Consider the following 20,816-nt stretch of genomic DNA (forward strand, 5'->3'; position numbering starts at 1 on the left):
GATGGCCCGGCGCATCGCGATCGTCGCCGACCGGATCAGCTGGGAGGAACGCAAGCTGATCCAGGCCGGCCCGGACTTCGGCCTGACCGTCGAATGGGTCAACGACGAGTCCCTCACCCTCGGCCACGAGGACGCCCCCTCCCTCAAGGGCTACGACGCCCTGCTGGTCCGCAGCCGCAGCTACACCCGCGGCGGCCTCGTCGCCACGCTCGCCGAGGCCGCCGGGGCGCGGGTGCTCAACTCCGCGCGGGCGATCCACGTCTGCGAGAACAAGGCGGTCCTGCGGGCCGAGCTGCGCAAGGCCGGGGTGCCCGTGCCCGAGTTCCGGCTCGCGCTCTCCCGCAAGGACTTCGAGCGGGCCGTCGCCGAGCTGACGCCGCCGCTGGTCCTCAAGCCGGTCTTCGGCGGCATGGGCAAGCGGGTCACGCTGATCAGGGACTCCGACCTCGCCCAGTCGGTGTACGACTACGTCGAGGACCTCGGCCACGCCTTCGAGCAGGCCTGCCTCGTCGAGCCGTACATCGGCGGCGGCACCTCCGTGCGCTGCCTCGTCGTCGGCCACGAGGTGGTCGGCGCCGCCGAGTTCGAGAGCGCCGGCACCGACTGGCGCAACAACGCGGCGCTCGGCAACAGCAGCCGCGCCGTGGCCCACGACCCGGACGTGCTGAAGATCGTCGACGGTGTGGTGGGCGAACTCGGCCCCGGCATCTACGGGGTCGACCTGTTCCGAACCCCCGACGGCTACGTCGTCAACGAGGTCAACCACGCCCCCGGATTCCGGGCCGTGGCCTCCGCGACCGGCGCGGACATCCCGGCCGCCGTCGGCGCCTACCTCCAGGAGCTGCTCGCATGACGCGCACCACCCGCCCGATCCGCGCGGGCGTCGTCGGCGCCTCCGGACTCGCCGGCGGCGAACTCATCCGGCTGATCACCCAGCACCCCGACCTGGAGCTGGCCTTCCTCGGCGGCTCCTCGAACATCGGCCGCCGCCCGTCCGAGCTCCACCCCGGGCTGCGGCTCGACTTCGGCGGGCTGACCGTCCGCCCCGTCGCCGAGGACACGGTCGACGAGCTCGCCGACTCGGTGGACGTGATCTTCCTCGCCACCCCGGCGCCGGTCTCCGCCGAGCTCTCGGCGCTCCTCGCCGACCGCGTCCCGGCCGTCGTCGACCTCAGCGGCGCCTTCCGGATCCGTACCCCCGCCCTGCACGACCGGTGGTACCCGAAGGTCAGCCGGCGCGCCGACCTCGCCGACCGCTTCGTCTACGGCGTGCCCGAGCTGATCAAGGACCAGCTGCCGGACGCGCCGCTGATCTCGCTGCCCGGCTGCTACGCCACCGCCATCACCCTCGGCCTCGCGCCGCTCACCCTGGGCCTCGGGCTCGACCTGCGGACCGTCGTGGTGGACGGCAAGAGCGGCTCCAGCGGCGGCGGACTCCAGCTGCGCACGGCGGACCTGCACCCCTTCCGCAGCGGCGCCATCGCCCCGTACGCCCCGACCGGGCACCGGCACGCGGGCGAGGTGCGGGACTTCCTGGACCGGAGCAAGCCGGGTTCGATCGGCTCGCTGAGCATGTCCGCGTACGGCGTCTCCCATGTCCGCGGACTGCTCACCAGCAGTTACGTGTTCACGGACACGGCCGTCGACCAGCGCGAGCTCCAGCGGGCGTACCTGCGCTTCTACAAGGAGCACCGCTTCGTGCGCGTCCGCCGGCACAACGAGACGCTGATCCCGGTGCCGGACCCGCAGGCGGTGCTCGGCTCCAACTTCTGCGACGTGACCGTCCTGTACGACGAGGACGACGGCCGGATCGTCGTGCTCTCGGCGCTGGACAACCTGGTCAAGGGGGCCGCGGGCCAGGCCGTGCAGGCGGCGAACCTGCGCTTCGGGCTGCCCGAGGAGACGGGGCTGACCATGCAGCCGGTGATGCCGGCATGAGCGCCTCCAGGACACCCACGGATCCGACCGTCGTCCCCGGCGTCACCCCCACCGTCGTCAAGCTGGGCGGCAGCTGCCTGGACGACCTGTCCGGCGCCTGGTGGGACGACCTCGCCGCGTACGGAGCCCGGCATCCGCTGGTCCTCGTGCACGGCTGGTCCAAGCCGCTCAAGCGGCTCAGCCCGCGCTACAGCGAGCCGTCCGCGGTGCTCCGCGACCGCTACGGCAACCAGAGCCGCTGGACCACCCCCGAAGTCATCGAGGACATCAAGACGGTCAGCGCCACGATGGCCGAGGAGGTCTTCGCCCGGCTCTCCGCGCGCGGCATCACCGGCGAGCGGCTGCTCGGCAGCGACGGCCTGGTCAGCGCGGCCGAGGGCGAGCGCTGGTGGTGGCGGGAGAAGCAGCTCGTCGAGCTGGAGAACCTGGTCGGGCCGATCTCCGGCGTGAACCCGGCCCTCCTCAAGGAGCTCCGCCCGGGCCACGCCCACCTGGTCACCCCGCTGGCCAGGAACGCCGCGGGCCAGGAGGTGAACACCGACGCCGACCGGGCCGCCGCCGCCCTCGCCGCGGCGACCGGCGCGACCGACCTGGTCCTCGTCACGGACGTCGCCCACCTGCTGATCGACGGCGAGCCGGTGTCCCGGATCGACGCGCGGAAGGCGGCCGCCTTCCGCGACAAGGGCGCCACCGGCGGCATGCGGAAGAAGCTGCGGGCCGCCGGCGAGGCCCTGGACGGCGGCGTGGCGCGGGTCGTCATCGGCGCGGCCGACGTCAGCGACCTGCTCGCCGGCCGTACCGGCACCGTCATCACGCGAAGCTGAGGAGCGAAGGCACCATGGCGCAACCCCGGGTACTCGTCGTCAACAACGGGACCCTGTCCCTGAAACAGCTGCGCGCCCGCTTCGAGGAGCTGGGCTCGGACACCGACGTCGTCGACGCGGCGTCCGTGCCCGCCCGGCTCGACGGCCGCCACCAGGCCATCGTGCTCAGCGGCACGAAGGTACGGGCCTACGACACGGACTACTACCGGCCGCTCATCGACCTCGTCATGGGCAGCGACGTCCCCGTCTACGGCATCTGCGGCGGCATGCAGATCATCGCCGTCGCCAACGGCGGCCGGCTCGCCGAGGGGCCGCAGCGGGTCGGCGGCCACCAGGCGGACGTCGACAAGCGGGAGCCGCTGTTCGCCCACGTCGGGGAGAGCGTGACGGTCTTCCACCGGCACACCCTCTACCTCCAGGAGGCCCCCGCGGGCTTCCGCTCCATCGGGCGCTCCGAGCACGCGCCCGTGGAGTTCCTCCGCTCGGACGACGGGCGGATCCTCGGCTCCCAGGCGCACGTGGAGTTCCGTCCCGACGGCCTGGAGATCCTGCGCGGCTTCGCCGGGCTCTACCAGTGACCCCCGCACCGGCGGTCACCTCAACTCATCCCCCTACACAAGGACGTGTCACATGAGCGCTGTGGAGAACCCGCAGGAGCCCGCGTTCACCGTTCACCTCAACGGCAGCCGCGGCGCGATCAAGGGCTGGGTGGTCGTCGACACGCTCGTCGACGGCCTCGCGATGGGCGGCACCCGGATGACGACCGGGGTCACCGAGGAGGAGGTGGCCGGCCTCGCCCGCGACATGACCGACAAGTTCACCCTCGCGGGCCTGCGCATCGGCGGCGCGAAGGCGGGCATCGTCGCCGACGCCGGCAACTCCGAGGGCGCCGACCGCGAGCGGACCTTCCGCACCTTCGGGCGCACCGTGAAGCCGCTGCTGCACGGCGGGATCCACCTCGGCATCGACATGGGCGTCACCCCCGCCGACCGGGCGGTCTTCTTCGACGAGGCCGGCTACGACCCGCGCTTCCGGCTCGGCGCGCCCGACATGCCGATCGACTGGCGCACGTACTACGAGCCGCTGATCGACTGCACCGGGCACGGCGTCGGCGTCGCCGCGCTCACCGCCCTGGAGACCGGCGGCCGCACCGAGGCCGCCCGGGTCGTCGTGCAGGGCTTCGGCGCCGTCGGCCGGGCCGTGGCGCGCTTCCTGGAGGAGCACGGGCACATCGTCGTGGGCGTCGCCGACGTCCAGGGCACGATCAGCGCCGACCGGCTCCCGGTCGACGAACTCGTCTCCATCACCGACGAGTTCGGGCGTATCGACCGCTCGCGCCTTCCGCAGGGCGTCACGGTGTCCACCACCCCGGACGCCTGGCTCGACGTGCCGGCGGACCTGCTGATCCTCGCCGCGCAGAAGTACGCGCTCACCGCCGAGAACGCCCACCGGCTGAAGGCCGGCCTGGTCGTCGAGGGCGCGAACCTCGCCTCCACCGCCGCGGCGAAGGAGAAGGTCGCCGCCTCGGGCGGCACGCTGGTGCCGGGCGTGATCGCCAACATCGGCGGTGCGGCCTCGGCGGCCCTCGCCGTCACCCGGGTCGTCCCCTTCGACCTGGCGGCGGACGCCCGCAAGGCGTGGGTGTTCGACTGGGTCGGCGACCGGGTGCGGCAGAACACCCGGGACCTGCTGGAGATCGCGGGCGGCCGCGCGGGCGACCCGCTGCCGGAGCTCCTGGCCGCGCGCCGCAAGGAGCTGCTGGGATGACGGCCGCCCCGACCGGAGCCCCTTCCCTCGTCGAGCAGGCCCTCGCCGATCAGGCCCTCACAGAGCGGGCCCCCGCCGAGCGGGACCCCGCCGTCGGCGCCGAGTACCGGCGCCGGGGCTGGTGGCGGGACGAGACCTTCCTCGACGACCTGTACCGGCAGGCGCGCGAGCGGCCCCACAAGCCGGCCATCGCCGGCCGCCGGATCGCCGAGTCCCGTACGGACACGCTCGACTTCGCCGAACTGGCCGCGCTGACCGACCGTTTCGCCCTGGCCCTAATCGAACTCGGCGTGCAGCGGGGCGACTTCGTCGCCGTCCAGCTCCCCAACCGCTGGGAGATGGTGCCGCTGATGTTCGCGAGCATGCGGGTCGGCGCCGTCATCTGCCCGATCTCGCCGATCTGTCCCGAGGAGGAGCTGCGCCACCGCTTCGGTCTCACCGGGGCCCGGGTGTGCGTCACGCTCCCCGAGTGGTCGGGCACGCCCCTGGCCGAGATCGCGACCCGACTCAAGGACGAACTCCCCACCCTGGAACACGTGCTGGTCGTGGACGGCCCGGTGCCCTCGGGGGCGCTCTCCTTCCACGAACGGTTCGTCGCCGTCGCCCGGGAGGAGACCCCCGAGGCCGCCGGGACCCTGGCCGGCCGGCCCGCGCTCACGCCCGACGAGCCGTTCGTGGTGCTGTTCACCTCCGGCACCACCGGCGAGTCCAAGGGCGTGCTGCACAGCCAGAACACCGTCCACTCGGCGGTCCGCGGCTACGTCGAGGCCTTCGGACTCGGCGACGACTGGGTGGCCGCCGTGTCGACCCCGCTCGTCCACTACTCCGGCTTCGCGCAGGGCGTCCTCGCCGGCGTCATGCTCGGCGGGACGGTCGCCTTCCAGGACGTACGGAAGAACGAGGCGCTGCTCGACCTGGTCGAGCGCTACCGCGCCACCCTCCTGTACGGGCCCCCGGCGACCCTCGCGGACGTGGTCGCCTCGCAGCGCGCGGAGAAGCGCGACACCAGCACGCTCCGGCACGTGGTCATCGGCTCGGCGCCGGTGCTCGCGGAGCTGGCCGACGAGGTCCACGCGGCCCTCGGGGCCCGTACGTACTCGCTGTGGGGCATGTCGGAGAACGGCCCCGTGACGATGACCCGGCCCACGGACCCCGAGGACTGGGCGGCGCACAGCAACGGGCGCGCCATCGACGCCATGGAGACCCGGGTCGACGCCGAGGGCGCCGACGGCGGCGTGGGCCGGCTGCGGGTGCGCGGGGCCTCGCTCGCGCTCGGCTACTACCGGCGCGAGGAGGCGTTCGCGGCGGAGTTCGGCGCGGACGGCTGGTTCGACACCGGGGACCTCGCGCGGGACGACGGCCGGGGCGGCATCCGCATCATCGGCCGGGCGCGCGACGCGATCGTCCGGGACGGGACGGTGGCGCCGATGACCGAACTGGAAGCGGTGATCGGCTCGCACCCGAAGGCGGTCGAGGCCGCGCTGGTGGGGCTGCCGGGCGACGCGACCGGGGACGGCGCCTCGGCCGGGAGCGGGAGCGCCGGGGGCACGGTGATCTGCGCCGTGGTGGTTCCGGATGCCGCTTCCGCCGACGGTGGCCCGACCCTCGAAGAGGTCCGCGCCCACCTCCTCGCCGCGGGGCAGGATCCGCGATTCCTTCCGGACCGGGTGGAACTCCTTGCCGCGCTGCCGAAGACGCTGACCGGCAAGGTCCGGAAGGTCGAGCTGCGGCAGCGGTACGGGCCACAGCCGGCCGCGACCGGCTGACGCGGGCGCGGCGCGCCCGCGCTCGCGCCGTGACGTGCCGCGCTACCGACTCCCGCCTCCTCCGGCTGCCGTCGGGCCGCCCTCCGGCTCGCCCGCCGACTCCCCTGCCGGCTCCCCCGCCGGCTTCCCTCCTCCCCTTCCCTGGAGCGTGACATGGCACCGCCCCCACCCCCGCCCGCCCCCGTCGCGATGTCCGCGACCCTGGCCGCCGACGAGGCGCTCGCCCGACGGCGGCAGGCCGGGGAGCGGGTCCTGTCGATGGCCAGCGGGGAGATCGGCCTGCCGGTGCTGCCCGCCCTGCGGGAGCGCCTCGCCGCGGCGGCCGACGAGAACGCGTACGGTCCCGTGCCCGGCAGCCAGGCGCTGCGGGAGGCCGCCGCCGGGTACTGGTCGCGGCGCGGGATCGGCGTGGACCCGGGGCGGGTCGTGGCCGGTCCCGGCAGCAAGTCCCTGCTGTTCGCGCTGCTGCTCGCGATCGGCGGGGACGTGGTGGTGCCCGTGCCGAGCTGGGTCAGCTACGCGGCCCAGGCGCGGCTCGCCGGGGCGAGCCCCGTCCCCGTACCGACCCCTCCGGGCGAGGGCGGGGTGCCCGATCCGGAGCGGCTGCGCGAGGCGGTCCTGGCGGCGCGGGCCGCCGGGCGCGATCCCCGGGCCGTGGTGGTGACGGTGCCGGACAACCCGACCGGCACGATCGCCTCGCCCGGCACCGTACGGCGGCTGGCGGCGGTGGCGCGGGAGCTCGACCTGGTGGTGGTGTCGGACGAGATCTACGGCGACCTCGTGTACGACACGGGGGCGCCGGCCGAGTCCCCCGCCCTGCACGCGCCCGAACGGACCGTGGTGACCACCGGGCTCACCAAGAACCTGGCCCTGGGCGGCTGGCGTACGGGCGTCGCCCGGCTCCCGGACGGCGAGCTCGGCGGGGAGCTGCACTCCCGTCTCGTGTCGGTCGCCAGCCAGATCTGGTCCAGCCCGCCGGCCCCGGTGCAGACGGTGGCGGCGTACGCGTTCGGTGAACCGCCGGAGGTGACCGCGCACATCGCGGCGAGCCGTCGGCTGCACGAGACAGTGGTACGCGCGGTCGCCGGGCACTTCACGACGGCGGGCGCCCGGCTCGCCCCGGTCCGGGCGACCTGCTACCTCTACCCGGACTTCGTTCCGCTCCGAGAACAACTCGCCCGCGTCCACGCCGTCCACGACGGCGACGGCATCGCCCGCTTCCTCAGCGAGCGCCACGGGGTGGGGGTGCTCCCGGCGAGCGCGTTCGGGGAACCCGCCGAGGCCCTGCGGATCCGGGTGGCGACCAGCCGGCTGTACGGCGACACCGACGAGCAGCGCCTCGCCGCCCTCGCGGCACCGGACCCGCTGGCACTGCCGTGGATCCGGGACGCGGTGGCGTGGGTGGGCGAGGCGGTGGCGTCCCTGACGACCACGACCACGGCCACGGCCACGCCGTAGCCGCCGCGCCGCGCCCGCCGCGCCCGCCCCCGAGGCAACTCTTCTCTCCCCTCACCTTCCCCCTCATCCTCACCCTCCCCCTCCCTTCCCCCCTTCCCCATGTCTCTCATGAACGTTCAGGAGGCCCTTGCCATGACCCTTCCGACCCCCACCCTCTTCGAGGCCCTGTACCGGGGCGAGCGTCACGTCGGCTTCGGCGCGCCCGGGGAGCCGGACGCCGCCCACACGCTGTACCCGGTGGCCGACGGGCAGCTGGCGGCGGCCTTCATCGCCACCGACGGCTCGGCGGACGCCATCAAGGCCGCCGTCACCGAGGGCGCGACGGGCGTCACCGTGGCCGCCGACGACCCGGAGCTGCGGCTGCTGCCTCCGCTGCTGCCGACGGCCACCGGCAACGCGCTGCTGAGCGGCTTCATGGGCACGCACCGGAAGAAGTGGGGCGGCGAGACCCAGCCGGAGGGCGGGGAGTTCACGCCGCCGAAGTGGTTCTTCAAGGGCTTCGGCGACTGGGTGCGGCTGCCCGGCGAGACGCTGAACGTGCCGGCGAACCCGGTGGCGCTGATCGAGGAGCCCGAGGTCGCCCTGGTCTACGTCAACGACGCCGACGGCACCCCGCACTACGCCGGCTACACCTTCGGCAACGACCTGTGCGACATCGGCCTGCACCGCAAGGACCCGGGCTACAACCCGTACTGCAAGCTGTGCGACACGGCCCTCACGCCCTGGCTGTTCCTGGGCGAGCCCCCGAGCTCGGTGAACGGCCGGGTGACCATCTCGCGGGACGGCGCGACCGCCTGGGAGGGCAGCTTCGACTGCGGCGGCGACGCCCTGTACTTCCGGGTGAAGGACATGGTGGAGCACCTGTTCTCGTTCCCGGCGGTGCGGCGCCCGGGGCTCGTCAACTACGTGCTGCTCGGGGCGGACGAGGCCAGTTTCCACGACGGGTTCCGGATCGCGGACGGGGACCGGATCGCGATCGACGTGAAGAGCCACGGTGTCGCGTTCGAGAACGCGGTCAAGTACGTGTCCCCTGCCCGTCTTTCGTGAGGGCACGGCGGGGCCGACGCCTCGCTCCGTGAACAGCTCATGAAACAGCGCCGGTCGGCCTGGGCACTCGTACAGGTGTCCAGGCAGGCTCGTCACAGCAGACCGGCCCCCATCCCCAGAACCGAGAAGGAGGAGGCACGGTGAAACAGGTGCACCTCGCGGTACAGCTGCCGGCCATCCACAACGTGACCGTCTGGTCGGACCCGCGTTCCGAGAGCCAGATCTCCATCGACTCCTTCATCCGGCTGGCGCAGGCGGCCGAACGCGGCAAGTTCGACTTCTTCTTCCTCGCCGAGGGGCTGCGGCTGCGCGAGCACAAGGGGGAGGTCTACGACCTCGACGTGGTGGGCCGCCCGGAGAACCTGACGGTGCTCGCCGCCCTCGCGGGCGTCACCGACCGGCTCGGTCTGGCCGGCACCGTGAACGCCACCTTCAACGAGCCCTACGAGGTGGCGCGCAGGCTCGCGAGCCTGGACCTGCTGAGCGGCGGCCGGGCGGCCTGGAACGTGGTCACCAGCTACGACGCCTTCACCGGCGAGAACTTCCGCCGCGGCGGCTTCCTCGACGAGGCCGACCGCTACACCCGGGCCGCCGAGTTCCTGCGTACGGCACGGGAGTTGTGGGACAGCTGGGCGGAGGGCGACGTCGTCGCCGACGCCGCCGCCGGACAGTTCGTGCGGGCGGGCGCGGGCCGATTCGCCCACCACGGGCGGCACTTCGACATCGAGGGCCGGTTCACCACCCCGCGCGGCCCGCAGGGGCACCCGGTGGTCATCCAGGCCGGGGAGTCGGACGCGGGCCGGGAGTTCGCCGCGTCGGACGCGGACGTGATCTTCAGCAAGTACAGCCGGCTGGAGGAGGCGCGCGCCTTCTACGTGGACGTGAAGTCGCGGCTGGCGAAGTACGGCCGTACACATGACCAGTTGAAGATCCTGCCCACCGCGACGGCGATCGTCGCCGACACGGACGAGGAGGCGGTCGCGTACGCCGACGAGATCACCCGGGCCCAGGTGAGCCCGCAGACGGCGATCGCGCACCTGGAGGGGGTGTGGGGCCGGGACCTGTCCGGTTACGACCCGGACGGGCCGCTGCCCGATGTGGACCCGGAGCCCGAGTCCCTTGTCCTGAAGGGGCATTCGGTGTTCCGGAAGGGGCGGGAGGAGACGGCTCGGCGATGGCGGAAGCTGGCCGAGGAGCGCTCGCTGAGCATCCGCGAGCTGATGATCGAGGTGCACGGCGGCCAGACCTTCGTGGGCAGCCCGCGCACGGTCGCCGACGCGATCGACCACTTCGTGCAGAGCGACGGCGCCGACGGTTTCGTCCTCGTACCGCATCTGACGCCCGGCGGCCTGGACGACGTGGTGGACCGGGTGGTCCCGCTGCTCCAGGAGAAGGGCGTCTTCCGCGAGGAGTACACGGGCACGACGCTCCGCGACCACCTGGGCCTCGGCGCTCCCACGTCCCCCGTGTCCCTCACGGCCGCCACCTCCCCCACCTCCCCCGCGTCTCCCAAGGAGGCATCGTGACCCTGCATCTGGCTGTCGCCCTGGACGGCGCGGGCTGGCACCCGGCGGCCTGGCGGGCTCCGGACGCCCGCCCGGCGGAGCTGTTCTCGCCCGGCTACTGGGCGGATCTGGTGACCGAGGCCGAGCGCGGACTGCTCGACTTCGTCACGCTGGAGGACGCCCTGGGCCAGCAGTCGGCGGCGTTCCACCGCCCCGACGACCGGACCGACCAGGTCAGGGGCGGTCTGGACGCGGTCCTGGTGGCGGCCCGGGTGGCCCCGCTGACCCGCCACATCGGTCTCGTACCGACGACGAACGTCACCCACACCGAGCCGTTCCATGTCGCGATCGGCATCGCGACCCTCGACCACGCCGCCCGCGGCCGGGCCGGCTGGCGCCCGCAGATCGCCTCCCGGGCCGCCGACGCCCGGCACTTCGGCCGGCGCACCACCCCGCAGCTGACCGACGAGGACGTGCGGAGCGAGGAGGGCATCGCCGCCCGCCTGCGCCCGCTGTTCGCGGAGGCCGCCGACGTGGTGGAGGTGGCGCGGCGCCTGTGGGACAGCTGGGAGGACGACGCGGAGATACGGGACACGGCGACGGGCCGTTTCGTGGACCGCGCGAAGCTGCACGCCGTCGACTTCGAGGGCCCGCTCTTCAGCGTCCGGGGCCCGTCGATCACCCCGCGCTCGCCGCAGGGCCAGCCGCTCGTCGCGAGCCTGGCGCACGCGTCGACGCCGTACGAGTTCGCGGCCCGCGCCTCGGACCTGGTGTTCGTCACCCCCGACGACCCGTCGGACGCCCGCCGCATCCTGGCCGAGGTCGACGACGCGGTCCGCACCGCCGGCCGTGACCTGGCCGCCCGCCCGTTGCGGCGCTTCGCCGACCTGGTGGTCGTGCTGGACGACACCGACGCCGCCGCCAAGGCCCGCAAGGACGAGCTCGACACCCTGGCCGGCGCCGAACTCGCCTCCGACGCGCACATCTTCACCGGCACCCCGGCCGCCCTCGCCGACCTCCTGCTCGACTGGCAGCCCCTCGGCTTCGACGGCTTCCGCCTCCGCCCCGCGACCCTCCCCCACGACCTGGAGCAGATCACCCGCGCCCTCGTCCCCGAACTCCAGCAGCGCGGCGCCTTCCGCACCGCCTACACGGCGAGCACCTTGCGCGGCCACCTGGGCCTCGAGCGGCCGGCCAGCCGGTACGCGAGGGGGTGACGGGGCGCGGAAGCGGATCGCGACGACGCCTCACGGTCTCCCCCGCCGGGTGGTACAAAAGGCTGAGTAACGGAGCGTCGCGAGCGGCCGTCGACCGGCCTGAGCGGGGGGCGGGTACTCCATGGACAGCACTCTGCGTCTCACCCATGCCGTACATCAGGAGCTCGCGAGGGAGGCCCTCGGCCTCTGGCTGCCGTCGGCGACCCTCCTCTTCGAGCCGATGCCCGGCGGGCGTTCGGGCGCCGAGCTGGTCAGCGTGGACATCAGCGGCGACACGGGGGACATTCCGGCGGGCACGTACGTGCTGCGCGTCGGCCCGGAGGAGGAAGACCTCACCCAGGCCAACGAACTGGCGGCCCATCAGCTGATCCGGAGCGCCGACCCGGCGTTCGCCGAACGGCACGTGCCGCGGCTGCTGCACATCGCGCAGCGGCACCAGGACGACGTCCGCGTGGTGGTGTCGCTGCACCAGCTCGCCGGCGACAGCCTCAGCTGGTACGTGCCGCCCCGCAGCGGTTCGACGGGGCTGCTGCGCTGCGCGCACACGCTCGCCCGCGACCTCATGGACGCCTGGGCCGACCCGAGTTCCATCACCCGGATGCGGCCGCGCGACCTGCTGCTGGACATCGCGGGCGAGACCCGGCTCGCCGCGTGCGAGGCCACGGTCCCCGCCCTGTTCAGCGGCGAGATGCACCAGGAGGACGGGCACGCCTTCCTCAACCCGCTCACCGTCCTGGGCGAGGCCGAGGAAGGCGGGCTGCCCGTGATGGGCGGCATCTGCCACGGCGACCTCAACACCGGCAACGTCCTCGTGCCCCGGGACGAGGTCGAGGCGGACGACGACGCCTTCTGGATCGTCGACGTGGACCAGGCGCGCCGCTCGGTGGCCGGCTACGACCTCGCCTACCTGGAGGTCAGCGTCCTGGTGAACATCCTGCCGTCGATCCGGCGCCCCGTGCTCGCGCGGTGCCTGGAGGCGGCGGAGGACAGCTCGGTCAAGTCCGTGCCCGACGACTGCCAGTGGCTCGTGGAGTTCCTTCAGCGGTCCCGTGCCGGGATCCTGGACTGGGTGGTGCGGCAGCCGGGCCGGGTGGACCACCTGCGCCGCCAGTTCATGCTGGTGCGCATGGCCGCCGCCCTGATGTGGGCGCGCCGCTTCCCGACCGACGACGAACGCACCCGGCTCTGCCTCACCTACGCGGGCTGGTACGCCCTGCGGTACCGCCGCACCTTCACGCGGGCGGCCCGGCCGCCCGCCGCGCCCGCGCCCCAGGCGGCGCCGGAGGAGGAGCTGCGCGTCCGCGAGGAACTGTGGGAGTCCTTCTGGGGCACCGTCTCCGGTTTCTCCCCGCAGGCCGCCCGCTGGGTCCTGGTCGCGGAACAGCTCCCGCGCGCCGCGTCCGTCTCGGCGCTCGGGCGCATCCCCTGGTCGCTGGTGGTCGACCTCGACCCGGCCTCGGACGGCGACGGCCTGCACCACCGGGCCGGCCCGGTCCTCAGCACACAGCGCGCGGTGCACCTGTTCACCGAGGACCGCCCGGTGATCGACTACGCGCGGGGCACGGCCTGGCTGCTGAGCGCGGGGTCCGTACTCCGCAGGGAACCCTCCCTGGAGGGCCGCCAGTGGGTGATCCGCCGCCTGGACACGGTCCGCCGGCTCACCTCCTCGTTCCACCAGTTCGTCGGGGACACACCGGTGTACGTCCTGGTCCTCGAAGGCGGCACCGAGTCCGCGCCGGGAGCGGGCCGGGACCGGCTGCTGAAGGTCATCGAGACCATGGACGAGATGCTCGAAGGGCAGGCGACCTTCGTCCACGTGGGCCTGGCCGACCTGCGCCCCGACGTCCCCCTCGTCCGGGTCCCGCTGCCCGTGGACGACCTGCTGGAGCGCCTCACGGCGACGCTCGGCACGAGCGGCGAGTACCTCGACTACACGGTGCCCGCTCTCGACAACGGCACGGCGGCGATCTCGCCGGAGACCATGCAGAAGCTGCGCGAGCACCTGGTGGTCCTGCACGACGGGATCGAGGCGTCCGCGCCGCCCGGCGACCGGAGCGACAACGACGCGTTCTGGCGCGGCGGCCTCATCGGCTGGGACGACCTGGACGCCGGCCGGGACGTGGTCCGCGCCGTCAACGACGGCATGGTGGCGGCCCTGCGCGACAGCCTGAAGCAGCACCGCACCCGTACCGTGGTCGTCGAGCACCGGCCGGGCGCCGGCGGGACCACCGCGGCCCTGCGTGCCGCCTGGGACCTGCACCAGGAATACCCGGTGGCGGTGCTCCCGCAGGGTGTCCCGGTCGGCCCGGCGCGCGTCCCCCTCGTCGCCGACCGGCTTCATCTGCTGTACACCATCACGCAGTTGCCGGTGCTGCTCGTCGCCGAGGCGGGCGACCTGAGCGAGGCCTACCGGGAGGGGCTGTACCGCGAGTCGGCCCGCCGCAACACCCCGCTGACCGTGCTGTACGTCAGGCGGGGCATCACCCAGGCGAACCGGGGCGGCGCCCTCCAGGTCTCGGAGCCCCTCGACGACCAGGAGACCGCCGACTTCCTCGGCCGCTACGCGTCGCTGACGCAGGACCAGCACCGGATCGACGAGCTGCGCCTGCTCGGCACGCCGACCTACGAGCGCTACCGGACTCCGTTCTTCTACGGACTGATCACCTTCGAGCGGGAGTTCACCAAGCTCTCCGCCTACGTCCGCACCCACCTGGACCATGTACGGGGCCGGGCCCGCGAGGTGATGCAGTACCTCGCGCTGGCCACGATCTACTCCAACACGGGGCTCCAGCGCGAGCTGGTGCAGAAACTCATGCGGGTCTCCACACCGTCGGCGGAACTGCACCTGTCCGACGTACTGGGCCCCGAGGCGGCCCGGCTGGTGGCCGTCCGCAACGGGCGGGTGCGCCTCCAGCACCAGCTCCTGGCCGAGCAGGTGCTGGCCGAACTCCTCAACGACGACCGGTGGAAGCAGCACCTCAAGGACCTGTCGATCGACTTCATCCAGGCGCTGGCCGGCACCACCGACGTCTCCTCCGACCCGGTGCGGGTGCTGCTGCGCCAGATGTTCGTCGACCGGCAGGGCGGCACCGCCGACGGGGTCGAGGACCGGCGCAACTTCGCCCCGCTGATCGAGCAGCTGGACCTCAACTCGGCCCACCAGGTGCTGAAGACCCTCACCGAACACGTCCCGGACGAACCGCACTTCTGGAACCACCTGGGCCGGCACCAGATGTACCGCCTCGACCGGGAGCTCGACAAGGCGGAGGAGTACGTGACGCGCGCGGTGGAGCTGGCGGAGTGGGACTTCCTGCACCACCACACCCTCGGGCTCGCGCGCCGCAGCCGGATGCGCCAGGCCCTGCGGGACGCCAAGCGGCGCGGGGTGCAGTCCGTGATGGCGGTCGCCGACCGCTGGTTCGCCCAGACCGTCGACTGCTTCGCCACCGCGCGGAACCTGAACCCGGAGAACATCTACGGCTACGTCACGCACGTGCAGGCCGTCGTCGACGTCGCCAAGGCCATCAAGGACGCGGCGCGCGTCTCATCGATCGCCGAGCTCAGCTCCGACGCCAGCGAGTGGGTCGCCGAGAACCTTGCCGAGGCCAACTTCCTGCTGAACGAGGCCGCCCAGCTGTACGGCACGCTCGACCAGCGCGACGACTACCTGACCCGCTGCCAGGCCGACATCAAACGCCTGTACGGCGACCTCGACTCGGTCGTCGAGCTGTGGGAGCTGGCCGTCGCCGGCGCCCGCAGCACCCCCATGATGCAGCGGGCCCTCGCCCAGGCGTACTACGTGCGCGGCGGCCGCAGCTGGCGCGAGCTCGACCACGCCGAACTCGCCCGCATCGTGGAACTGGCCCGCCAGAACCTGTCCAGGACCGGCTGCAAGGAGGAGGACTACCGGCTCTGGTTCGAGGCGTACAAACTGCTTCCCGACTTCGACATCGACGAGGCCCTGTCCCAACTCCAGCTCTGGGCCGACCGCTTCCCCTCGTGGCGCGCGCACTACTACCGGTACTGCCTCTTCTTCCAGCTGTGGTTCACCGGGCGCAGCAACGACGTCGAGGCCTTCCGCGTGGAGCAGCAGCAGGCCGAGCGCTACGTGGTGGGCCGCTCCAACCGCTCGTACCTGTGGCTCTCCACCGGCCCCGACTGGTATCCGCTCATCGCCGACAGCGACCTCGGCGAGTGGAACCGCCGGGAGAACTTCTGGAGCAACACCACGCACCTCCAGCGGGTCAACGGGGTCATCGACTTCATCCGGGGCCCCCAGGCGGGCCGGATCCAGCTCGAAGGCGCGGTCTCGGCCTTCTTCGTGCCGTCCCGGGGAAAGTTCCTCCCGGACGCCGACGAGACCACCCCCGTCAACTTCTTCCTCGGCCTGAGCCCCGAGGGGCCGCGCGCCTGGGACGTACAGCGGGGCCACCTCGACCACGCGCTGCGAGCCCGGCAGACCGTGCCGGCCGGTCCCGCGCGGGCACTGGCGGCCCGGCAGCCCGTGCGGCTGGCGCCGGCCGAGGTCGCGGAACACGCCGTCACCCTCACCCGACAGCGCAAGCTGGACTTCTGCGTCTCGCTCCTGGAGGCGTGGCAGACCGTCGGTGACACACCCCGGCTGTCCCGGCTCGCCGAGCGGGTCGCCGCCCGGTTCCGGTACGACGGCGCGGACGTCGCCGAACTCCTCGCGGAATCGGACCTGTTGTACGTCGAGACGGACGGCGCCGATCCCCTCGTACGCCTGCGGAACGGCACGAACGGGTCCGCCGGGGCGGCCGGGGCGGGCCACCAGGAGCGGCGGGCGCCGTCCTCCGGTGAGGCGCCCGAGCTGGGCCGCATCACCTTCGTCAACAAGGCGGAGGGCCACGGCATCGTCGACATGGTCGACCACGGGTGGGCCCGCTTCTCGACCGACGACGTGCGCACTCCGCTGGCCGGCGGCCCGGTGCGCGGTCAGATCGTCCGGGCGCTCATGGTGGAGATGGACCGCAACGGCGGGCGCAACGCCCGCGGCCTGGAACTGTTCCCCGAGACGGCGACCCTGGTGGACGGCGAGGTCGTGGAGGTGGAGCAGCTCGCCGAGCGGGTCGCGAACGATCTGCGGTACGAGGTCGAGGAGCGCCTGTCCCAGGGCGTCCCCGCGATCCCGGCGCGTGAGCTGGAGGAGTGGCTGGAGGAGCGCTTCACGGGCGGCAAGCCGCTGGCGGACCGCCTCGGGCTCGCGTCGCTCGGGCGGCTGTGGCCGAAACTGGAGTGGCTCAAGCAGACCGGCACCCAGGGCAACAGGATGCTCGCCCTCACCACGGGAACGGTCTTCGGCCGCGTACCGGAGCCCCGCAAGGAGACACCGGCGGCACCACGGCAGCCCGACCGGACCGACGCGTTCGGCGAGGCCTTGGCAGAGGTGGTCGCCGAACTGAAACAGGCCAACGGCGGCGGCGCGCCCACCTTCTACAAGGTGAAGCGCGCCCTGGTGAAGCGCTTCAGAAAGGACTACGACCAACTGGTCGACGGCTCTTTGAAGCGCCGGATCGAACGCCACCCGGCCTGGACCCTGCACGAGGTCCTCCCCGGGATCCACGTGATCCAGCCCTCCGCCGAGCCCGCCCCGAAGCCGGCGGCGCACCCCGCCTCGCCCGCCGCCCCGTCCTCCTTCGGCGCGGCGTTCGCCGAGGCGGTGGACGAACTCACCCGGCAGGGCAGGACGCCCACGCTCCAGCTCATCGGGGCCATGGTCCGGGCCGCCCTAGGAGACACGTACACGTCCGAGGTCGGCGCGTCGCTGAAGAAGCGCGTCGAACGCGAACCGGGCTGGCGGCTGGAGGAGACGGGCCCGGGGGTACATGTCCCGCACCGGACGCCTGGGGCGCCTGGGACGGCCGCGACACCGGAGGCGGGCCCGGCAGCCCCGCCGCAGCCCTCGGCCCCGGTGGTGGACACGGCGGCGAACGCGGCGGTGGGCATGGACATGGACATCGCGACGGACCTGCGCACGCTGATCGCCAGGCTGGTCCCCGAGGGCGACGAGATCGCCCTCACCGATCTGGGCCACGAACTGCGGGAGCACTGGGGCTCCGAGACGTACACGAGGGCGACCCGCAAACGATCCCTCCGCCGGCTGGTCGAGACGTACGGGTGGGAGACCCGGGAGACGACTCCGGGGGTCTGGCTCCTCCGCAACCCGAGCAAGGAGATCTGACCGATGCCCGAACCCGACAGCGCCGCGATAGCCGCACTCCTCGACGCCACCGCGGACCACGACGGGCCCCCGGTCCCGCTCTCCGAGCTGTGCCGGCGCGCGGGCCTGGACGGTCCGGCCGCCGAGGCGGCGGCGTCGACGGCGCGGGCGCTGCTGGGCGCGTTCGGTGTGCTGCGCGCGACGGAGGCCGGCGTGGTGGCGGTCAGCCCCCAGGCCCGCTTCTTCCTCCGCTCCCTCGCCTCGTACGTACGGGAAGGCCGGTCGCTCCTGGACAACTGGGAGCGCCCGGGCACGGCCGAGCCGCCGTACACCGGCCGCCAGGTACTGTCCGGCCCGCAGTTCCTCTACCTGGCGGAGCAGCGGCGCCTGTCCCTGGACCCCGACGCCGCCCCGCTGCGCCGTACGGAGGTCGCCCAGGTCGTGGTGAAGACCCGCCTGAGGGGCCGCGGCGGCCGGGCCCACTACCTGCTGCTGTACGACGCCCGCGCCCGCCAGTACCAGCTGCCGGGCGGGCATGTGCGCTCCTCGGACACCGACATCCGCGCGGCGGCCGTCCGCGAGCTGGAGGAGGAACTCCCCGGTTACACGCACACCCCGGGCCGGGACCGGCTGAAGGAACTGGGCACGGTCCCCGTCACCCAACTGTCCCGGACGGTGGGCGCGGTGACGGAGTACCGGATCACCTTCTTCCAACTGGAGACCGAGGCGACGGCGATCCCCGTCGGCCCCGGCGGCCGCTGGGTCCCCGAGAACACCCTCCTCGACCCCGGGGCCCTCCTCGACGGCGCGACCCTCAACGTCGTCGCCCTGGCCCGCCTGGACGAGTCCCTCCCCGGCAGCCTCAGCGGCCTGCCGTGGAGCCTGCCGACGATCCAGCACAGGTCGTTCCGCGACGTCCTCCGGGACAGGCCCTGGGAGGTCGCGGGCCTGGTCATCGGCATCGTCGGGCTCGGCCTGTCCCTGATTCCGCTCCTGATGTAGCCACGACCGCGTCGCACTAGCCCCCCGCCTCCGCACCGAGGGCCCCGGCGACCGGTGCGTGAACGCCGGAAACGGCCCGGTACGCTGCGTTCCGACCACCCGCAGCACCCTGATCCCAGCCCGCGCCCACACTCCCCGGTCGGGCGCCGGGAGCCGGAATCCGGCAGAGAGACCCCCTCACCATGCGCATCAGGCACCCGCACGCCGCCCGTACGGCAGTGCGCTCCCTCGTCCTCCCCGCAGCCGTCACGGCCCTGCTGACGGTCGCCGCGCCGCCGGCCGCCGCCCACACGAACCTGGACGGCTCGAACCCGGCGAACGGCGCCGTCCTCGCCACGGCCCCTGCCACGATCACGCTCACGTTCAGCGACCCGCTGGCCCCGAAGGGCGCCCAGCTCACCGCCACCGCCCCGGACGGCACAGCCCTGGGCGACGGAGCTCCGACCGTGGTGGACCGCAAGATCACACTGAAGCTCAAGCCCAAGAACGCCGCCGGCCGCTACACCGTGGCCTACCGAGTCGTATCGGCCGACGGACACGCCGTGACAGGTGCGTCAACCTTCACGATCCACCCACCCACACCCCGGAAGCCCTCCGCGTCCCCCACCCTCTCCCGCTCGGCGGTGGCCTCCGGAGAACGCGCGGCAACCAGTCTCAAAGCCGTCGGGATCGGCTTCGGCATCGGCATGATCGGCCTGATCACAGCCATGATCGTCACGGTCCGGCGCCGAGGGACCAGCACGGACGACACCGGCCGATGACCTCGGGGCCCCTGGTGCCGTACAGCCGCTCGTCGCGTTCAGTCGGACCGGGCGATGGAGGGGCGGGTGGGGGCGGTGTTGGTGACGGTGACGCCGAAGTGGTGCGCGTCGTGCCACAGGCAGACGTCGGCGCAGGCGCCGGGGGCGTGTTTGCGCACCTTGGTGAGGGCTTCGCTGACCTGGTGGGTGACGACATCGTGCATCTCGCGGGCGAGTTGGGCGCGTTCGCGGGCGAGGACGGTCTGGGCGTAGAGGGCGCTTCGTGTTCCCGTGCCTCCTTGACCTCGACGAGCCGGCGGGCCACGTCGTGTCTGGCCTGCACGAGTTGCCCGAGCAGGACGGGTGTGAAGGCCGTGGCCAGCGTGTAGACGAATTGGACGAGCGTCCAGGCCCGGTTGCCGTCGAACGCGTCGGACAGCGGCCAGACGAGGGTGCCCGCGGCGGCGTTCAGCAGCGCGCAGCCGACGAGCAGCGGGCGGTTTCGGGTGGACGCGACCAGTGTGTACAGGGCGGCGATCGGCGCGACCGCCACGTCCATGAACAGGGTCATGGGCAGCGTCAGCAGGAAGACGGCCATCGGGAAGCGCCTGCGCAGGAACAGTCCGGCGGAGCCCACGGCGGCGCAGGCCCACATCACAGGGGTGCCCTCGCCCAGGAGGTTGATCCAGGCGTCGAGCGCGGACAGCACCACGAGCCCCGTGTCGACGGCCCAGGGCGGCACCCGCGCCGACGACCGCGACGACGCCGAGCAGGACGGCGTCCAGGAAGGCCATCACCGCGACCGCCGCGATCAGCGTGACCGTCCCGGTCGCGGCGTTGACCACCGCCTGGGTGCTGACGGCCCGCAGCAGCGTGGTGTCGGAGGTCACCCGTGACATCAGATCGCCCGGCTGTATCCGATGCGGGCGGACATACCCGTACAGCGCCTTGAGCGTCTCGCGGACGCGCACGGACTCGGCACCCGTCGTCTCCGGGGCGGATGCGGTGTTCACAGGATTCCTTTCCCACGTGCTCTGCCGCGCGCCTCGTCAGCGGCGTGCGGCATCGGCCCGCGCGGGCGCCGACGGCGTCGGGCTTCTTCTCGTGCGCGCGGGTCATGCCACCAGACCGGAATCTCGGGCGCTCCGTCGGCCATCCGGCGATCGTCGGGTGCACCCCCGCCGAGTGGCTGGAGCTGCCCGCACGCAGTGGGACCGGACCGACGAAGCCGGTGAAGGAGGTGGCGGGGACGACTGGACGGAGGCCGGGGACTTGCGCAGGGGAAGCCGGACGTAGGCACGGAGGAGAGAGAGCAGAAAGCCGCCCTCCGGCCGAGATGTGTCACCGGGGAGGAGGGCGGCTTCTCTTGCC

Annotated in this window: 14 protein-coding genes and 1 pseudogene; 14 read left to right on the plus strand and 1 reads right to left on the minus strand. The window is 73.1% G+C overall.

What is annotated here, in order from left to right; all coding sequences use genetic code 11:
• Nucleotide 1 precedes the first annotated feature (1 nt).
• The 13 genes from ACZ3ZE_RS25765 (at nucleotide 2) to ACZ3ZE_RS25825 (ending at nucleotide 19,466) form a co-directional block, all read left to right on the plus strand.
• Nucleotides 2-853 (plus strand): ATP-grasp domain-containing protein, encoded by an 852-nt coding sequence (locus tag ACZ3ZE_RS25765; protein WP_361178733.1) that lies wholly within the window; start codon nucleotides 2-4, stop codon nucleotides 851-853.
• The gene (gene argC / locus ACZ3ZE_RS25770) at nucleotides 850-1,938 is read left to right on the plus strand and encodes an N-acetyl-gamma-glutamyl-phosphate reductase (protein WP_361178731.1); all 1,089 of its coding nucleotides are present in this window, start codon (nucleotides 850-852) and stop codon (nucleotides 1,936-1,938) included. Before ACZ3ZE_RS25765 ends, argC begins: the two co-directional genes overlap by 4 nt.
• The gene (locus ACZ3ZE_RS25775) at nucleotides 1,935-2,762 is read left to right on the plus strand and encodes an amino acid kinase family protein (RefSeq protein WP_361178729.1); all 828 of its coding nucleotides are present in this window, start codon (nucleotides 1,935-1,937) and stop codon (nucleotides 2,760-2,762) included. The genes argC and ACZ3ZE_RS25775 overlap by 4 nt, the downstream gene beginning before the upstream one ends.
• Before the next feature lie 14 nt (nucleotides 2,763-2,776).
• Nucleotides 2,777-3,340: a type 1 glutamine amidotransferase gene (locus tag ACZ3ZE_RS25780; protein WP_361178727.1), complete on the plus strand. Its 564-nt coding sequence runs from the start codon at nucleotides 2,777-2,779 to the stop codon at nucleotides 3,338-3,340.
• A 52-nt stretch (nucleotides 3,341-3,392) separates the two neighbouring features.
• A complete protein-coding gene (locus ACZ3ZE_RS25785) occupies nucleotides 3,393-4,529 on the plus strand; it encodes a Glu/Leu/Phe/Val dehydrogenase dimerization domain-containing protein (protein WP_361178725.1) in 1,137 nt (378 codons plus the stop codon).
• Complete coding sequence (locus ACZ3ZE_RS25790) at nucleotides 4,526-6,295, plus strand: AMP-binding protein (protein WP_361178722.1); 1,770 nt, start codon at nucleotides 4,526-4,528, stop codon at nucleotides 6,293-6,295. Before ACZ3ZE_RS25785 ends, ACZ3ZE_RS25790 begins: the two co-directional genes overlap by 4 nt.
• Nucleotides 6,296-6,448: 153 nt before the next feature.
• Nucleotides 6,449-7,753, plus strand: a complete 1,305-nt coding sequence (locus tag ACZ3ZE_RS25795; RefSeq protein ID WP_467260844.1) for a pyridoxal phosphate-dependent aminotransferase — start codon at nucleotides 6,449-6,451, stop codon at nucleotides 7,751-7,753.
• A 132-nt stretch (nucleotides 7,754-7,885) separates the two neighbouring features.
• The gene (locus ACZ3ZE_RS25800; protein WP_442304583.1) at nucleotides 7,886-8,800 is read left to right on the plus strand and encodes a fumarylacetoacetate (FAA) hydrolase; all 915 of its coding nucleotides are present in this window, start codon (nucleotides 7,886-7,888) and stop codon (nucleotides 8,798-8,800) included.
• Between the two features lie 140 nt (nucleotides 8,801-8,940).
• Entirely contained in the window at nucleotides 8,941-10,326 is a 1,386-nt protein-coding gene (locus tag ACZ3ZE_RS25805) for an NtaA/DmoA family FMN-dependent monooxygenase (protein WP_467260845.1), read from the plus strand.
• Nucleotides 10,320-11,522 (plus strand): LLM class flavin-dependent oxidoreductase, encoded by a 1,203-nt coding sequence (locus ACZ3ZE_RS25810; RefSeq protein ID WP_361624766.1) that lies wholly within the window; start codon nucleotides 10,320-10,322, stop codon nucleotides 11,520-11,522. The genes ACZ3ZE_RS25805 and ACZ3ZE_RS25810 overlap by 7 nt, the downstream gene beginning before the upstream one ends.
• A gap of 121 nt (nucleotides 11,523-11,643) precedes the next feature.
• Entirely contained in the window at nucleotides 11,644-17,724 is a 6,081-nt protein-coding gene (locus tag ACZ3ZE_RS25815) for a hypothetical protein (protein ID WP_467260847.1), read from the plus strand.
• Between the two features lie 3 nt (nucleotides 17,725-17,727).
• On the plus strand, nucleotides 17,728-18,705 hold the full coding sequence (locus ACZ3ZE_RS25820) for an NUDIX hydrolase (RefSeq protein WP_361624730.1): 978 nt from the start codon (nucleotides 17,728-17,730) through the stop codon (nucleotides 18,703-18,705).
• Between the two features lie 182 nt (nucleotides 18,706-18,887).
• Entirely contained in the window at nucleotides 18,888-19,466 is a 579-nt protein-coding gene (locus ACZ3ZE_RS25825; RefSeq protein ID WP_467260849.1) for a copper resistance CopC family protein, read from the plus strand.
• Nucleotides 19,467-19,516: 50 nt separating this feature from the next.
• On the opposite strand, the pseudogene ACZ3ZE_RS25830 reads toward ACZ3ZE_RS25825, so the two are convergent.
• A pseudogene (locus tag ACZ3ZE_RS25830) lies at nucleotides 19,517-20,130 on the minus strand (ATP-binding protein); the annotation flags it as partial.
• Between ACZ3ZE_RS25830 and ACZ3ZE_RS25835 the strand changes: the two are divergent.
• The gene (locus ACZ3ZE_RS25835; protein ID WP_467260975.1) at nucleotides 20,015-20,341 is read left to right on the plus strand and encodes a hypothetical protein; all 327 of its coding nucleotides are present in this window, start codon (nucleotides 20,015-20,017) and stop codon (nucleotides 20,339-20,341) included. The pseudogene ACZ3ZE_RS25830 and the gene ACZ3ZE_RS25835 sit on opposite strands and share 116 nt — an antisense overlap.
• The last annotated feature ends 475 nt before the right edge of the window (nucleotides 20,342-20,816 follow it).

The organism is Streptomyces sp. NPDC023157, assembly GCF_055560575.1.

What these genes read in the sequence shown, in the direction of transcription:
- ACZ3ZE_RS25765 (WP_361178733.1), top strand. Translation starts at nt 2, where the DNA reads ATGGCCCGGCGCATCGCGATCGTCGCCGACCGGATCAGCTGGGAGGAA.
- argC (WP_361178731.1), top strand. Translation starts at nt 850, where the DNA reads ATGACGCGCACCACCCGCCCGATCCGCGCGGGCGTCGTCGGCGCCTCC.
- ACZ3ZE_RS25775 (WP_361178729.1), top strand. Translation starts at nt 1,935, where the DNA reads ATGAGCGCCTCCAGGACACCCACGGATCCGACCGTCGTCCCCGGCGTC.
- ACZ3ZE_RS25780 (WP_361178727.1), top strand. Translation starts at nt 2,777, where the DNA reads ATGGCGCAACCCCGGGTACTCGTCGTCAACAACGGGACCCTGTCCCTG.
- ACZ3ZE_RS25785 (WP_361178725.1), top strand. Translation starts at nt 3,393, where the DNA reads ATGAGCGCTGTGGAGAACCCGCAGGAGCCCGCGTTCACCGTTCACCTC.
- ACZ3ZE_RS25790 (WP_361178722.1), top strand. Translation starts at nt 4,526, where the DNA reads ATGACGGCCGCCCCGACCGGAGCCCCTTCCCTCGTCGAGCAGGCCCTC.
- ACZ3ZE_RS25795 (WP_467260844.1), top strand. Translation starts at nt 6,449, where the DNA reads ATGGCACCGCCCCCACCCCCGCCCGCCCCCGTCGCGATGTCCGCGACC.
- ACZ3ZE_RS25800 (WP_442304583.1), top strand. Translation starts at nt 7,886, where the DNA reads ATGACCCTTCCGACCCCCACCCTCTTCGAGGCCCTGTACCGGGGCGAG.
- ACZ3ZE_RS25815 (WP_467260847.1), top strand. Translation starts at nt 11,644, where the DNA reads ATGGACAGCACTCTGCGTCTCACCCATGCCGTACATCAGGAGCTCGCG.
- ACZ3ZE_RS25820 (WP_361624730.1), top strand. Translation starts at nt 17,728, where the DNA reads ATGCCCGAACCCGACAGCGCCGCGATAGCCGCACTCCTCGACGCCACC.
- ACZ3ZE_RS25825 (WP_467260849.1), top strand. Translation starts at nt 18,888, where the DNA reads ATGCGCATCAGGCACCCGCACGCCGCCCGTACGGCAGTGCGCTCCCTC.
- ACZ3ZE_RS25835 (WP_467260975.1), top strand. Translation starts at nt 20,015, where the DNA reads ATGGGCAGCGTCAGCAGGAAGACGGCCATCGGGAAGCGCCTGCGCAGG.